This is a genomic window from Seohaeicola saemankumensis, from assembly GCF_021021435.1.
Classification (GTDB): Bacteria; Pseudomonadota; Alphaproteobacteria; order Rhodobacterales; family Rhodobacteraceae; genus Seohaeicola.
Window position 1 is genome coordinate 65,214 of sequence record NZ_JAINWI010000011.1, and the last position, 13,493, is coordinate 78,706.

At 60.1% G+C, this 13,493-nt stretch carries 12 protein-coding genes, 1 tRNA gene, 2 pseudogenes and 1 other annotated feature; of the genes and pseudogenes, 6 read left to right on the plus strand and 9 right to left on the minus strand.

The annotated features are described in order from the left end of the window. Window positions 1-195 precede the first annotated feature (195 nt). Window positions 196-411 carry a hypothetical protein gene (locus K7H22_RS08585; RefSeq protein WP_230800335.1) on the minus strand — a complete coding sequence of 72 codons (216 nt, stop codon included), beginning with the start codon at window positions 409-411 and terminating at the stop codon, window positions 196-198. Here K7H22_RS08585 and K7H22_RS08590 point away from each other — a divergent pair. Continuing rightward, window positions 390-1,847, plus strand: coding sequence for a bifunctional sugar phosphate isomerase/epimerase/4-hydroxyphenylpyruvate dioxygenase family protein (locus K7H22_RS08590; protein ID WP_230800336.1), 1,458 nt, complete (start codon window positions 390-392; stop codon window positions 1,845-1,847). The two genes, K7H22_RS08585 and K7H22_RS08590, sit on opposite strands and share 22 nt — an antisense overlap. A 54-nt stretch (window positions 1,848-1,901) precedes the next feature. Here the strand turns inward: K7H22_RS08590 and K7H22_RS08595 are convergent, their stop codons facing one another. Beyond that, window positions 1,902-2,834, minus strand: a complete 933-nt coding sequence (locus K7H22_RS08595; RefSeq protein WP_230800337.1) for a pirin family protein — start codon at window positions 2,832-2,834, stop codon at window positions 1,902-1,904. A 273-nt stretch (window positions 2,835-3,107) separates the two neighbouring features. Between K7H22_RS08595 and K7H22_RS08600 the strand changes: the two are divergent. Then, window positions 3,108-3,221, plus strand: a pseudogene (locus K7H22_RS08600) (IS3 family transposase); the annotation flags it as partial. A 39-nt stretch (window positions 3,222-3,260) separates the two neighbouring features. On the opposite strand, the pseudogene K7H22_RS08605 reads toward K7H22_RS08600, so the two are convergent. After that, a pseudogene (locus K7H22_RS08605) lies at window positions 3,261-4,494 on the minus strand (IS3 family transposase). Then, window positions 4,091-4,207, minus strand: a sequence feature (AL1L pseudoknot). (Overlaps the previous pseudogene by 117 nt.) Window positions 4,495-4,589: 95 nt before the next feature. Here K7H22_RS08605 and K7H22_RS08610 point away from each other — a divergent pair. Further along, window positions 4,590-4,751 carry a hypothetical protein gene (locus tag K7H22_RS08610; protein WP_230800338.1) on the plus strand — a complete coding sequence of 54 codons (162 nt, stop codon included), beginning with the start codon at window positions 4,590-4,592 and terminating at the stop codon, window positions 4,749-4,751. A gap of 228 nt (window positions 4,752-4,979) precedes the next feature. Here K7H22_RS08610 and K7H22_RS08615 read toward each other — a convergent pair. Together K7H22_RS08615 and K7H22_RS08620 are read right to left on the minus strand one after the other, a co-directional pair. Then, a tRNA-Arg gene (locus K7H22_RS08615) sits at window positions 4,980-5,056 on the minus strand. Window positions 5,057-5,274: 218 nt separating this feature from the next. Further along, a complete protein-coding gene (locus K7H22_RS08620; RefSeq protein WP_230800339.1) occupies window positions 5,275-5,586 on the minus strand; it encodes an ETC complex I subunit in 312 nt (103 codons plus the stop codon). Window positions 5,587-5,995: 409 nt separating this feature from the next. Between K7H22_RS08620 and uvrB the strand changes: the two genes are divergently transcribed. After that, window positions 5,996-8,173: an excinuclease ABC subunit UvrB gene (gene uvrB, locus K7H22_RS08625; RefSeq protein ID WP_230800340.1), complete on the plus strand. Its 2,178-nt coding sequence runs from the start codon at window positions 5,996-5,998 to the stop codon at window positions 8,171-8,173. Between the two features lie 2 nt (window positions 8,174-8,175). Here uvrB and K7H22_RS08630 read toward each other — a convergent pair whose 3' ends face one another. From K7H22_RS08630 to K7H22_RS08640, 3 genes are all read right to left on the minus strand, one after another. After that, the gene (locus tag K7H22_RS08630) at window positions 8,176-8,769 is read right to left on the minus strand and encodes a rhodanese-like domain-containing protein (protein WP_230800341.1); all 594 of its coding nucleotides are present in this window, start codon (window positions 8,767-8,769) and stop codon (window positions 8,176-8,178) included. 125 nt (window positions 8,770-8,894) lie between these two features. Continuing rightward, on the minus strand, window positions 8,895-9,302 hold the full coding sequence (locus K7H22_RS08635) for a universal stress protein (RefSeq protein WP_230800342.1): 408 nt from the start codon (window positions 9,300-9,302) through the stop codon (window positions 8,895-8,897). Window positions 9,303-9,407: 105 nt separating this feature from the next. Continuing rightward, a complete protein-coding gene (locus K7H22_RS08640) occupies window positions 9,408-9,725 on the minus strand; it encodes an antibiotic biosynthesis monooxygenase family protein (RefSeq protein ID WP_230800343.1) in 318 nt (105 codons plus the stop codon). A 174-nt stretch (window positions 9,726-9,899) separates the two neighbouring features. Between K7H22_RS08640 and K7H22_RS08645 the strand changes: the two genes are divergently transcribed. After that, on the plus strand, window positions 9,900-10,610 hold the full coding sequence (locus K7H22_RS08645) for a hypothetical protein (RefSeq protein WP_230800344.1): 711 nt from the start codon (window positions 9,900-9,902) through the stop codon (window positions 10,608-10,610). Window positions 10,611-10,658: 48 nt separating this feature from the next. After that, window positions 10,659-11,153: a HugZ family protein gene (locus K7H22_RS08650; RefSeq protein ID WP_230800345.1), complete on the plus strand. Its 495-nt coding sequence runs from the start codon at window positions 10,659-10,661 to the stop codon at window positions 11,151-11,153. Between the two features lie 4 nt (window positions 11,154-11,157). On the opposite strand, the gene K7H22_RS08655 is transcribed toward K7H22_RS08650, so the two are convergent. Beyond that, complete coding sequence (locus K7H22_RS08655; RefSeq protein WP_230800346.1) at window positions 11,158-13,446, minus strand: right-handed parallel beta-helix repeat-containing protein; 2,289 nt, start codon at window positions 13,444-13,446, stop codon at window positions 11,158-11,160. Window positions 13,447-13,493 lie beyond the last annotated feature (47 nt).

A 13,493-nucleotide genomic window follows, 5' to 3' on the forward strand; every position in this document is an offset into this window, starting at 1 on the left:
GGTCGCCCTGTCCATTCTTTAGACCAGTTTCAGGCGGATTTGACGACCTAACCGGTCCCCGCCCGCATTCTGGAAGCGTCGCGCGACCGCCTATTGCGCTGCTGGCGCGGGTTTCGCCTTGGTGGAAGCCGTTGACACGCAACCTTGCCCAATGGTGCCACTGGACAGCGCGTGATCGACCCCGCCCATCAGGTGTTATTGCAAGATGGAGCGGGCTGCATCGGCATCGCGTGACATTGCCGCATCCAGCAGGGCACGAAGCTCGTCCGATGCGACATCGCCGCGAAAGGACAGCGCGATCATCTGATAACGCAGATACTTGTCAAAATTCGCGCCGTGGAACTGCCGCAGCACGCCGGAAACCGCAGGCGCTGGCGTGGGGGCGGCATGTGGACGACCACCGCGACGCATGGGAAATCGTGCGTCGCGCCGATCATCCCAATATCGGGCTAATCCTTGACAGCTATCACACGCTGGCGCGCGGCATTGACCCCGAGACCATCCGGCGCATCCCGGGCGAGAAGATCTTTTTCGTGCAACTGGCCGATGCGCCAGCGATCCGTATGGACCTGCTTTACCTGTCGCGCCACTTTCGCTGCATGCCTGGTGAAGGCAAACTGGACGTGACGGCATTTATGCGTGCGGTGCAGGCCACAGGCTATGACGGACCGCTGAGCCTTGAGGTCTTCAACGACCAGTTCCGCGCAGGATTGCCAAGGCTTGTAGCACTGGACGGACACCGTTCGCTGATCAACCTGATGGACGCGGTTCGCCGTGCAGAACCGGCGCTTGCAGTCGATCTGCCGGAAATACCCACACCTGCCGCGGTCGAGAAAGTCGCGTTCATCGAGTTGGTTGCCGCGCCAGCCGAGGCAGCGCAGCTTGAGGCGCTTTTGCAAACGCTCGGGTTTCGCCTGACAGGGGAACATGTCTCGAAGGCGGTACGCCGGTTTCAACAAAACGGCGTCAATATTCTGGTCAACACGGAACAGCAGGGCTACGCCCATGCCGCATTTCTCAGCCACGGCACCTGCGTGAGCGAGATTGCCGTGGTCGTGCCGGACGCACGCCAGACCTTCGCGCGGGGCAAGGCGTTGCTGGCGGAACCTTTCGGTGATAGCCCCAATCCCGGCGAGTTGGATATCCCCGCCCTGCGCGGTGTCGGCGGTAGCCTGCTGCGCCTGCTGGACGCGCATAGCGATCTGGCCCGCCTGTGGGATGTGGATTTCAAAGCTGCTGGGCAAGCCGACAGCGGCACGGGGCTGACGGCGATTGACCATATTTTGCAGACCATGCCCTTTGACGAGATGCTCAGTTGGACCCAGTTCTACACCGCAATTTTTGAGGGCCGCAAAGCGCCGATGATCGATGTGGCCGATCCCGAAGGTCTGGTCCGCAGTCAGGCAGTCAAATCGGGCGCGCTACGTGTCACCCTGAACGGGGCCGAGGCACGGCGCACCCTTGCCACGCGGTTTCTGGCGGATTCCTTTGGCGCAGCTACGCAGCACATCGCCTTCGCCTGCGATGATATCTTCGCAACAGCACAGGCCCTGTCGGAAAACAGCTTTACCGTGCTGCCCATCGGCGCCAATTACTATGACGATCTGGACGCGCGTTATGATCTGCCACCCGACTTGCTGGCGCGGTTGAAGGCCCATAACATTCTGTTTGACCAAGACGCGGCGGGGCAGTTTTTCCAACTCGACAGCCGCCCCTTCGGTGACGGTCTGTTTTTTGAGATCGTGCAGCGCACGGATCACTATGACGGCTATGGCGCGCCCAATGCGCCGCTCCGTATTGCGGCGCAGGCGCGGTTGGGGCAACCCGTCACAATTCCGAAAAGGTGACGTCTGCGGCGCGGCCCCGCCGATTCACCCGGTATAACTTGCAGGTCTGCCTGACTACGGCAGCGGAATATGCTCGGCATTGTCTTTGGCGGGCAGATCGAACATGCCCTGGCCCCACTTGGCCGCGCGCCAGTCTTCCTTCGCGGCCTCGATCCGGTCGCGCGACGAGGCGACGAAATTCCACCAGATATGGCGCGGACCGTTCAACGTCGCACCGCCCAGCACCATCAGTCGCGCGCCTTGTTCACCCGCCCGCACGGTGATCCGGTCGCCCGGACGGAAGACCATCATGCGTCCGGCCTCGAACACCTCGCCCGCGACTTCGACCCTGCCAGAGGTAATATAGACCCCGCGATCCTCGTGATTGTCAGGCAAGGGAAAACGCGCGCCAGGTTCAAGCATGACATCCAGATAGAAGGCTTCGGAATACATCGTGGCCGGAGCCTTGGCGCCATAAGCCTCTCCGAGGATCAGCCGCGCCTTGATGCCTGTATCCAGAATTTCCGGCAGCGCGGCGGCGCTGTGATGCTCGAAAAACGGCGCGTCATCCTCGCGGTCCTCGGGCAGGGCAATCCATGTCTGAATCCCGAACAGGCTGGACGGGCCTTGTCGTGTCAGTTCCGGCGTGCGTTCGGAATGGGTCACCCCCCTGCCCGCCATCATCCAGTTCAGCGCGCCCGGACGGATGATCTGATCCGCGCCGGTGCTGTCCAGATGGTGGAACTCGCCCTGATATAGATAGGTGACGGTGCCCAGCCCGATATGCGGATGCGGGCGCACATCGACACCTTTTCCAGTCAGGAATTCTGCCGGACCTGCCTGATCGAAGAAGATGAACGGTCCCACCATCTGGCGTTTCGGGGCGGGCAAGGCGCGCCGCACTTCGAAGTCGCCAAGGTCACGCGCGCGCGGTACAATCAGGGTTTCAATCGCGTCGATGCCGATGTCGTCGGGGCATCCGGGGTCGAGGGTCGGGTTCCAGCTCATGGCACGTCCTCCTGTTGCTATCCTGTCCGTCGTCGAATGATTTGGCACAGGCGGCGTGATTTTGGTCTGACGGGCTCCGGCTCTGTTGGTTGATGTTATGCTGCTTTGCGCTGATGGATCAAGCGCCGGTTCTGGATGCTCTGTGCTTTGATCTTCTCCCTTTCTGCCAGGATTGTCGGGCCGCACCCGAAGTAAACGTCGGCGGGTGTTTGGACCTGTCGCGGTTTGGTGCCGCTCCTTTGATAGCATAATGTGCAGCAAAGGAGACGAACTATCGGCACCGGAAGAACGGATGAATTTCGCAGGGATGCGGTGCGAATTGCACTGACCAGCGGGCTGACAGGGCGTCAGGTTGTCGACGATCTGGGTGTTGGGCTTTCGACGCTATGAACCGCACCGGGTTTGCCGGAGACCATTTGCTTCACTTTATGCGACCATATCGAGCGCGGCACGCTGCGCATAGTAGTTGGCTTCAGCCTCGACAGGCGGGATGTTCCCGATGGGTTCAAGCTGTCGGCGGTTGTTAAACCAGTCTACCCATTCGAGCGTCGCCATCTCAACGGCCTCCAGGTTTTTCCGAGAACCGCGACGGCGAATTACCTCGGTCTTGTAGAGGCCATTGATCGTCTCGGCCAAGGCGTTGTCGTAGCTGTCTCCAACGCTTCCAACTGAGGGCTCGATGCCAACGTCGGCCAAGCGCTCGGCGTAGCGGATGGAAACGTATTGGGACCCGCGATCGCTGTGATGCACCAGGCTGCCGTCGCCATCGGGCGTCGTTTGTAAAGCGCCTGCTCCAGTGCATCCAGAACGAAGTCCGTCTTTGCCGACCCTGATACCCGCCAGCCAACGATGTGATTGGCGAATGTGTCGATCACGAAGGCCACGCAAACAAAGCCGGCCCAGGTCGAGACGTAGGTGAAGTCGCTCACCCACAGCATGTTTGGCGCCGGTGCCCGGAACTGGCGGTTCACCTTGTCTTGCGGACATGGTGCTGCCGTATCGCTCTGCGTGGTCTTGATGACCTTGCCACGCACGGCCCCACGCAGCCCGATCTGGGTCATCAGCCGCGCCACCGTGCAACGGGCGACATCGAAGCCTTCACGTCTGAGCTGATGCCAGGCTTTGCGCACGCCGTAGACTTTGAAGTTGGCGTCCCAGACCCGCTGAATCTCGGGACACAACGCTGCATCCCTTTGTTGTCGCGCCGACGCCTTGGACGGGTCGGCACGGATGGCCACGTGCGCATAATACGTCGATGGGGCGATCGGCAGAACCCGACAGATCGGCTCGACCCCATAGACGTCACGATGATCGTCGATAAACCCGATCATCGCTTCAACGGGCGGTCGAGCTCCGCCTGAGCGAAATAAGCTGATGCTTTGCGGAGGATCTCATTCGCCTGACGCAGCTCACGGTTCTCGCGTTCAAGCAGCTTGATCCGATCGCGTTCGTCGCTTGCCGAGCCACCCGCAGCACCGGCATCCTTCGCGGCCTTCCTCGGCCAGACTGCAAGCGTCTGAGGAATACAACCAATCTTCGGTGCAATCGCCGCTATCGCGGCGCCCTGCGTCTCATAGGAACTCTGGTGTTCCAGCACCATCCGCACCGCGCGGGCGCGGACCTCCGGTGAATAGCGGTTCGCCATCTTGCTCTTTTCCATGACTCTCATCCTTCTAGGGTTTCAAGTCTCCGGCAAACCCGGTGCGGTTCAGTTCCCATCGATGGGGCTTGGTCATAGAACTACTGATCGACACTTTGTTTGAAGCAAAACTGGTGGGCAAGTCACAACTCAACGTTCATGATTTCGCCAAACAGTTCGCCGCCAAGAAAGGTATTCCAAAGCAATATTCGCCGTTTTCCGCACCCGATTTTACGGAAGCGTTCGACCCGCAGCGGTTGTTTGCTCTCAACGGATAGACCGATAAACGGCAACAAATTTAACAAAGAAAAATTGGCTCGCCGTCTGGCGGGCCTTTTTTTGGGTTACTATTTGCATGCTTATGCTTCTGGCGTGCACGCTTATGGCCCATCACTTTATCCGCGGATATATAAGCTACTGATAATGAATGATTTAGTTTTAATCAAATCGATATGCCGAAATGATTCGTGCACTCATATGCCCGATTGGCATATCCTCAATGGTTTTGGCGATCCCGGGAGGACTCGAACCCCCAACATCCTGATTAGAAGTCAGGTGCTCTATCCAGTTGAGCTACGGGACCGTGGCTCTGTGATAACGGTTCGGAAAACGGTTCGCAAGCCGCGCCTCCCCGCTTAGGGTGTTGTTACTCCATCCATTTCTGGCCCCAGAGCCTCCGCTTAGAAGTTAGTTTCTCTATCCAGTTGAGCTATGGGATCGCGTTATGACTATGTGCAATCCCCCGCGCCCGAAGGCAAGCCATCAATACGGGGGTCTTGAAACGGGCTTGGGCCGGATGGTTCAGTGGGTCCAGGCGCCGCGCCGGTTGGTAGCAAAATTCTCGCCATAGCCGCCGGGACGGATATTGGGTTTGCGGGTCTTGGGTTCGACGACCAGCGCGTCAATCCCGTGTGCCTCGGCATAATCCAATGCGGCTTGTCTGCTGTCAAAGGACAAACGGACCTGCGCCTGCGTATCGCCCGACGAGATCCACCCCATCAACGGATCGACTTCGCGCGCCTCGGAGGGTGCGAATTCAAGCACCCAATCGCGGGTCTTGGCAGTGCCCGAAGACATCGCTGTCCTCGCAGGTTTATAGATTCGCGCGCGCATGGCATCCCTCCGGTTATGGGCCTTATATCAAGGCATTCGGGCCACATGACAAGCCCGTTGCGCTGAAAAACGATGGACAACACAGGTTTATCAGGGGGAGTCACGCGATCCCCTGATGACCCGTACCCGCGCGGGGTGTGATGGTCGGGTTCGGCGCCCCTACCGGAAATCCGGGGGCGCATGCGATGAAAACGCCCGTAAAACACATCGTGTCAGGCAAGAATTATGGTGACGACTCTCAGATTTTTTGCACCGCTAGGCGAACACTTCCGCTATGCAAATGAATATGCTCGACTTTTCCTGAGCTACGACATTTTCGCAGAAAGCCCATTTGACCAGCAACGGAGTCAGGGGTTGAAACGCGGCGCAAAGGGGACAATCTCTTGGCTGTGAAAAGGAATCTCCCGCCATGAACCAGCCGGTCCTGCATGCCCCCGCGCCAGATGTGAAATCACGCCCCAAGCTGGAGGGCGGCAAGCGTTTCGCGCTGAAGACAGAGTTCACGGCCGCAGGAGACCAGCCCACCGCGATTGCGGAACTGACCGAAGGCATCCTTGCGGGCGAGCATAATCAGGTGCTGCTGGGCGCGACCGGCACGGGCAAGACCTTTACGATGGCCCGCATCATCGAGGAAACGCAGCGCCCCGCAATCATTCTTGCGCCCAATAAAACGCTGGCCGCGCAGCTATATGGCGAGTTCAAAGGCTTCTTTCCCGACAACGCTGTGGAATATTTTGTCAGCTATTATGACTACTACCAGCCCGAAGCCTATGTCGCGCGGTCGGATACCTATATCGAGAAGGAATCCCAGATCAACGAGCAGATTGACCGGATGCGCCACTCGGCCACCCGCGCGCTGCTGGAACGCGACGATGTGATCATCGTGGCCTCGGTCTCGTGCATCTACGGGATCGGTTCGGTCGAAACCTACGGCGCGATGACGCAGGATCTGAGGGTCGGCGCGCGGTATAACCTGCGCGAGGTCATGGCCGACCTGGTGGCGCAACAATACAAACGCAACGATCAGGCCTTCCAGCGCGGCAGTTTTCGTGTGCGTGGCGACAGTCTGGAAATCTTCCCTGCCCACCTTGAGGATCGGGCATGGCGGCTGTCGTTTTTTGGCGAGGATCTGGAAAGCATCACCGAATTCGATCCGCTGACAGGCCAGAAAACCGGCAGTTTCGACCAAATTCGCGTCTATGCGAATTCCCATTACGTCACGCCCAAGCCGACAATGCAGCAGGCCATCATCGGCATCAAGAAAGAGCTGCGCCAGCGACTGGACCAGTTGGTGAACGACGGCAAACTGCTGGAAGCGCAGCGGCTGGAACAGCGCACGAATTTCGACCTGGAAATGCTCGAAGCAACGGGCGTCTGCAACGGGATCGAAAACTACTCGCGCTACCTGACAGGCCGCGCCCCCGGCGAGCCGCCCCCCACCCTGTTCGAGTTCATCCCCGACAATGCTATCGTTTTCGCCGATGAATCCCATGTTTCTGTGCCGCAGATCGGCGGCATGTATAAGGGCGACTACCGGCGTAAATTCACCCTGGCAGAGCACGGGTTCCGCCTGCCCTCCTGCATGGATAACCGCCCGCTGAAGTTCGAGGAATGGGATGCGATGCGCCCGCAATCGGTCTTCGTCAGCGCAACCCCTGCCAAATGGGAGATAGAGCAGACCGGCGGCGTCTTTACCGAACAGGTGATCCGCCCGACCGGCCTTCTGGACCCTGTCGTGGAAATCCGCCCCGTCGGCATGCAGGTCGATGATCTGTTGGACGAGGTCCGCAAAGTTGCCGCCGCAGGGTATCGCACGCTGTGCACGACACTCACCAAGCGCATGGCCGAAGATCTGACCGAATACATGCACGAACAGGGCATCCGCGTGCGCTACATGCACTCGGATATCGACACGATCGAGCGGATCGAGATTTTGCGCGACCTGCGCCTGGGCGCTTTCGATGTTCTGATCGGGATCAACCTGCTGCGAGAGGGGTTGGATATTCCCGAATGCGGACTGGTGGCCATTCTGGACGCGGATAAAGAAGGCTTCCTGCGCTCGGAAACCTCGCTGGTGCAGACCATCGGCCGCGCGGCGCGTAATGCCGAAGGGCGTGTCATCATGTATGCCGACCGCATCACCGGCAGCATGGAGCGGGCACTGGCCGAAACCAACCGCCGCCGCGAAAAGCAGATCGCCTATAACACGGAACACGGAATCACGCCGCAAACCGTCAAGAAGAACGTCGAGGATATCCTCGCGGGTCTCTACAAGGGCGACGTGGACATGAACCGCGTCACCGCCAAGATCGACAAACCACTGGCAGGGGCAAACCTCAAGGCCGTCCTGGATGGTCTGCGCGCCGATATGCGAAAGGCCGCCGAGAACCTTGAATTCGAGGAAGCCGCCCGCCTGCGCGACGAAGTCAAGCGTCTGGAGGCGGTCGATCTGGCCATCGCAGACGATCCGCTGGCACGCCAGTCCGCGATTGATGTGGCGGTCGAGGCTTCAACCGCCAGCGCGGGCAGATCGACCGCCGGACGCGGTGGAATGCGCGGCGGCAAGGCACGTCCAAGGCGGCGCTGACCTTATCCGCCAGTTACGCTCAGCCCCAGTACGCGCCAGCTTTGCATGCCGCCGCGATAGTAGCTGATCCGCTCTGCCGGATAGCCTGCGGCGATGATCGACCGGATCGCCGAGGGCGATTGCCCGCACCACAGCCCGTTGCAAAACAGCACGATCTGTTGCGCGCCGTCGCAATCCCAACCATCGAAATCCGGCTCGCAGCCCAGTTCGCCCAAGCGGTCAACCATGCGGTCATAGGGCATATTCACCGCCCCCGGGATACTGCCACCGGCGAACCAGTCGGGTGTGCGGCTGTCGATTACCATCACCTCGGGATCAGCCAGCATATCCAGCAATTCCAGTTCGCCGATGGTTGTTACGCCCTCGGCCGGTGTCATCGGCTGGATGCAGAAAGGCGGGCAAGCGCGCGAGGTGCGCGCCCATTCGCCGGTGACCTCGTGCTCATTGTCCTGAATGCGCCCGATCTCGACCGGTCCATCTGCTGTCTGGACCGTCACTGTTGTTATATCGGGCCGGATATTGACCGGTCCTGCTTCCTCGGCCAACAGCGAGCCGGACGCCAGAACCGCGCAAACGGATAATGCAATCCTCAACATGATCTCTCCTCCATCGCTCGTGCCACGACTAGCATGATGGCAACGGCTGGCAGTTGCAAACCTCCAGCTGTTTCTTCCTGCTTCAAATATCCATGGCGACAACAGCGGCCGGTTCGCCGCGTCAGCTATCGCAGGACATGGACCGCGCAACGCGCGTGGCGCACAACCGTAGTCGCGGTCGAGCCCAGCAGCAGATCTTGCATCCCCGGCCGGTGCGAGGCGATGATGATGCAATCGACTGCGTGTTTATCAGCCCATTCCAGTATGGTGCGCGCGGAATGCCCTTCGACCAGCACGGCTTTTCCGCCCTTCACGTTTCCGGCCAATGTCTCAAGCTCGGTCTGGATCGCGCTGCGGCTTTCGGTGATGTAATCGGTCGGCATATACGAGATCGCGTAGCTGGGGATCTGTTCCATCACATGAAACAGTGTGACAGTGCCGCCATCGCCCGCAAGCGTCTGGGCAACCTTGATCGCCTTGTTTGAATCACGATCCTCGTCGAATGAAATCGGCACCAGAATATTGTTGTACATCGGTCTCTCCTCCTCTTGATCGGCAAGCCCCATCAGACAGGCAAACGCGTAGCAGTTCCTTGATCCATGTCATTCCCCGGCTGGTTGTCTGAAATACCTTTGCCCTCAGAAGGTGGCCACCACATCATACATGACCGGCTCGAACGTCTTGCACAGCGATGACAGCGTCCGGTTGCGTGCCCGCATTTCAGGTGTCCGCAGCATGGCCTGAAAATCCTCGCGGCTGCGCCATTGCGAGTAATTCGCGATCCGTGTCTGGGCATCGTTGACATGCAACCCGGCTGCGATAAAGCCTGGCTGTTTCGAGATGAACTCGGCATAGGCTTCGTGCAACGCGTCAAGCAGGTCCTGGCAGGTGCCGGGCGTCATCTCGAAGGTTGTCAGCACGGTCTGGCCGCGGGCCGGAGACTGTATGGTCGGCATGGTGATCCTCCCTTTGGCAAAGGGCGCGCAGCGACCGCGCCCCGATCTGGCCCGATCAGGATAGCACCCTTGCGCGCCGGACCCAAACGCTGCTGCACTGCCTGCGGTTCCCACCTGCATTAACCAGCCGTTTACCGCTTCGGAGCGATGCTCTGCGTGTAAAGAGGCCTCGCTATGATCCGGCTGTCTGTTCTTCTTCTCGTGCTGATGACGGGCCAACTCTGGGCCGGAGCCTGGCCGCGTGGCACCGGTGAGGGGTTTGTCAGCATCAGCCATTGGCATGCGGCACGCAGAGGTACCGAAGGGTCCGACAGCTATACCGCCTTGTTCGCGGAATATGGTCTGAGGCCTTGGCTGACCCTCGGGTTGGATGCGGGGCGCAGCGTGTCGGGCGCGATCAAGACAGTCATCTTCCTGCGCGCTTCACTTGGAAATTCGGGGGGCGGTCCCGTCGCGTTTGAACTGGGACTGGGCGAGATTGCGGGACAGCCTGTCCTGCGCCCCGGCCTGTCCTTCGGGCGCCGTCTGGAAGGGACGCTGGGGGCGGGTTGGCTGTCTGTGGATACGGTGCTGGAGTTGGATCTCGAAACGCAGGCCGTCGACATCAAGGCCGATGCGACCTTGGGGTTCACGCCCCGGAAGACATCCGGCGCGCCATCCGACTGGACGCTGATGCTGCAGGTTCAGACAGGGCTTGTTGACCTCAAGCACAGTCTGATCTTGTTGCAAGAAGTCGGGATGAACCCCACACCTAGCTTTATGCGGATCGTTCCCTCGGTCACCTACCGGTTAAGCGACAGGACCGATCTGGAACTGGGCTACTACAAAAGCCTGACCAGCAGTGGCGATGCAGGGATCAAGTTGGGTGTCTGGACCCGCTTCTGACCTGAAATTAACTTGTCCGGTCATGGTCTTGACCCTAGGTTATCGGCCATGAGCAACGATGCCCCCAATCCGATCCGCCCCACGGATACCGAAGCCCGCAGCCTTGCGCGCGGTCTGATCACGCAGGCGCGCTTCGCAGCACTTGGCGTCACGGACCCCGATACCGGCGGTCCGATGGTCACGCGCATCGCCTTTGGTACCGCACCGGATGGCCAGCCCCTGACGCTGATTTCGGATCTGTCGCACCACACCCGCGCGCTGAAAGCCGATCCCGCCGCATCCCTGCTGCTGGGCGAGCCGGGACCGCGCGGGGACCCGCTGACCCATCCCCGCGTGACTTTGCAGGCGCGTGCACGTTTCCTGCGCCACGGCGAGGCAGGGTATGACGAATTGGCCGCGCATTACCTGCGCGACCACCCCAAGGCCAAACTCTATATCGGGTTTGCCGACTTTTCCTTTGTGCTGTTCGATGTGCAGGGTGCCTATCTGAACGGCGGCTTCGGACGCGCCTTTGTGCTGACCCCGCAGGATATGGGCTTCTGAGCGGTCAGATATTGTCGACCCGCATGGTCACACCGACGGTCCCGCGCACCGCTTGCGACCATCCCAGATGCACCAGATTGCGGTCTGCGCCCTGTTCGGATAGCGCATGTGGCATATCAAAGAGCAGCGCATTCGCGGCGTTGCGGATCGACCCCCGCGCAACGACTGCCTCGACCTGACGGGCGCGCCCGCCAAAGGGCAAGGGGCCTGCGCCATCGACTACCCATGTTTCAGCCGGAGTATTCTGTTCGTGCTGGATCGTGACGGGGTTCTGGATACCCTGCACGACTGCGTTGAATGTGTTACCCGCCACCAGAATGTTCCGCATGCGGCTGAAATCCAGATCGGCGAAAGAGGTGTCTATCGCCTCGATCCGGTCGATATCGCCGCGGATCGCGCGGAAAACGTTGCCCGTGATCGTCAGTCCGCTGATGAAATGCCCCGTGCCATGCGGCTTGACCACGAAAAAACGGAACCACGGAGCCACGTCGATGGCCTGAAAGATGTTGCCAGTCACGCTGAGGGCGCTGAACGAGTACTCGCTGCCGAAGTCTGGCTGATGGTTATGCTCGTTCGTCCATTCGATAAAGCAGTTGTCGATGTAATTGCCGGTGATCGTGGCCCGGTTATGGCTTGAGGTCAGGATCAGTCCGCCTGTTCGCACCCCTCCCGGGGCATTGTCGCCCTGATACCAGTGATTGCCCGTGATAATGCTGGCCGTGCCGCCCAGGACGGCGAAATGCCGGAACTGGGTGATCCGATTGTCGCGCAGTTTGACATCGCTGCCATTGGCATTCAGCGCGATCGACGTCCGATCCTGCGCCAGCAAACCGGTATCATTCGAGCGGAACTGGCAACGGTCGATCAACATGCCCTGACACCCCAACCCGATCGAGGTAATCCCCCTGTCGCGCGGTGTTGTAAAGAAACACTCCTTGACCTGAAAGGTCAGCCCCGTGGGTGACAGCATGATGCCGCTGGCGCGTCCGCCGCACAGAAACTCGACATCCGAGATGATCAGCCGCGACAATTGCGCGAAGCCGCTGAAATCCAGAACATATTTGAACCGTCGGAAGGTGTAGTTCTGCGTGCCCGCAGCATCAAAAAGCGGTGCCGACAAAGTAATTTCGCCCGTACCCACATCCTTGGCACGGACATAGACCTCGCGGCCCACGCCATTGCCCTCGATCAACGAACCGACGGGGATATTGGCAACATTGCCCACCCCCGTCAGGCGAAATAGGTCGCTTAGCGCATAGCTGGCTTGTGAGGTGAAAACCTCGGGGGTCCAGGCTGCATTTTCCTCGCAGAAGAATTGCCCGTTGCGGATCACGCGGCGTTGCGCGAATTGCGGACGGTTGGGCACGGCCGCCGCCATGTCGATGGGGCCGCGCAACTGGATGCGCCGCCCGCCAAGGTCCAGCGCCTCATGGTCCACATTGTTCAGAAGCGCCTGAAACGCCTTGCGGAAGGCCAGCACCTCGTCCCCGAAAGCGTCGATATAAGTGGGCAAGTCAAAATCGCGGGTCAATGACAGGATTGCATCCGCGGGCATCGTCACCGTCCCCTCGAACTGGATACGGTTGTTGATCGTCAGGCTTTGCCCCAAAAAGAAATCGCCCCGCGAGACCAGGATCCGACGCCCTGCAGCCGCCTGATCAGCCGCGACAAATGCCGCCCAGTCATCGGTCACGCCATCACCGGCGGCCCCATAGTCGCGCACATCGACCCAGTTCATCATGTCACGATGGAACACCGACGTGATATCCTCGATCACCAGATCGTCGATCCGCAGGATGCCGCCATTCGCCCCTGTCAGATCCAGCCCGAAATGGCCGTAAAGTGCCTGACCGCCCCAGACCATATCCACGCCATTGCGTGACCCTGCCCCGACGATGGCGCTGATCTCGGTCACGCGACCAAAGTCTTGCAAGGCAACAGGCGGCCCTGTCTGGATAACGGTCGCCACGTTGACACCACCTGCGCCGCCGGCCCATCCGGCGATCCTCACCGTGGGCAGCGCCCCGCTGACGGCCTTGACCCGCGCGGTGATCCGCAGATAGCAACCGGGCAACAGCGGTGTTTCCCCCATATAGCGCAGGCGCTGCACCGTCTGGGTTTTCTGCATTTCCAGACAACCGCCGAAATCCTGATCGGCCGGCACATAGCCCGCATTCCCCGCCGTAGCATAAGTATCCGAACCGGGTGTGCCGTTCTGGCTGGACCACATATCCAAACCCGCTTCGAACGGCGGAGGCATCAAGACCACACCATCGGTAATCGCTTTGTTCATCGTATTCCCTCTGCACCAAGCACGGGCGTCACGCCCGGATGGTCAGG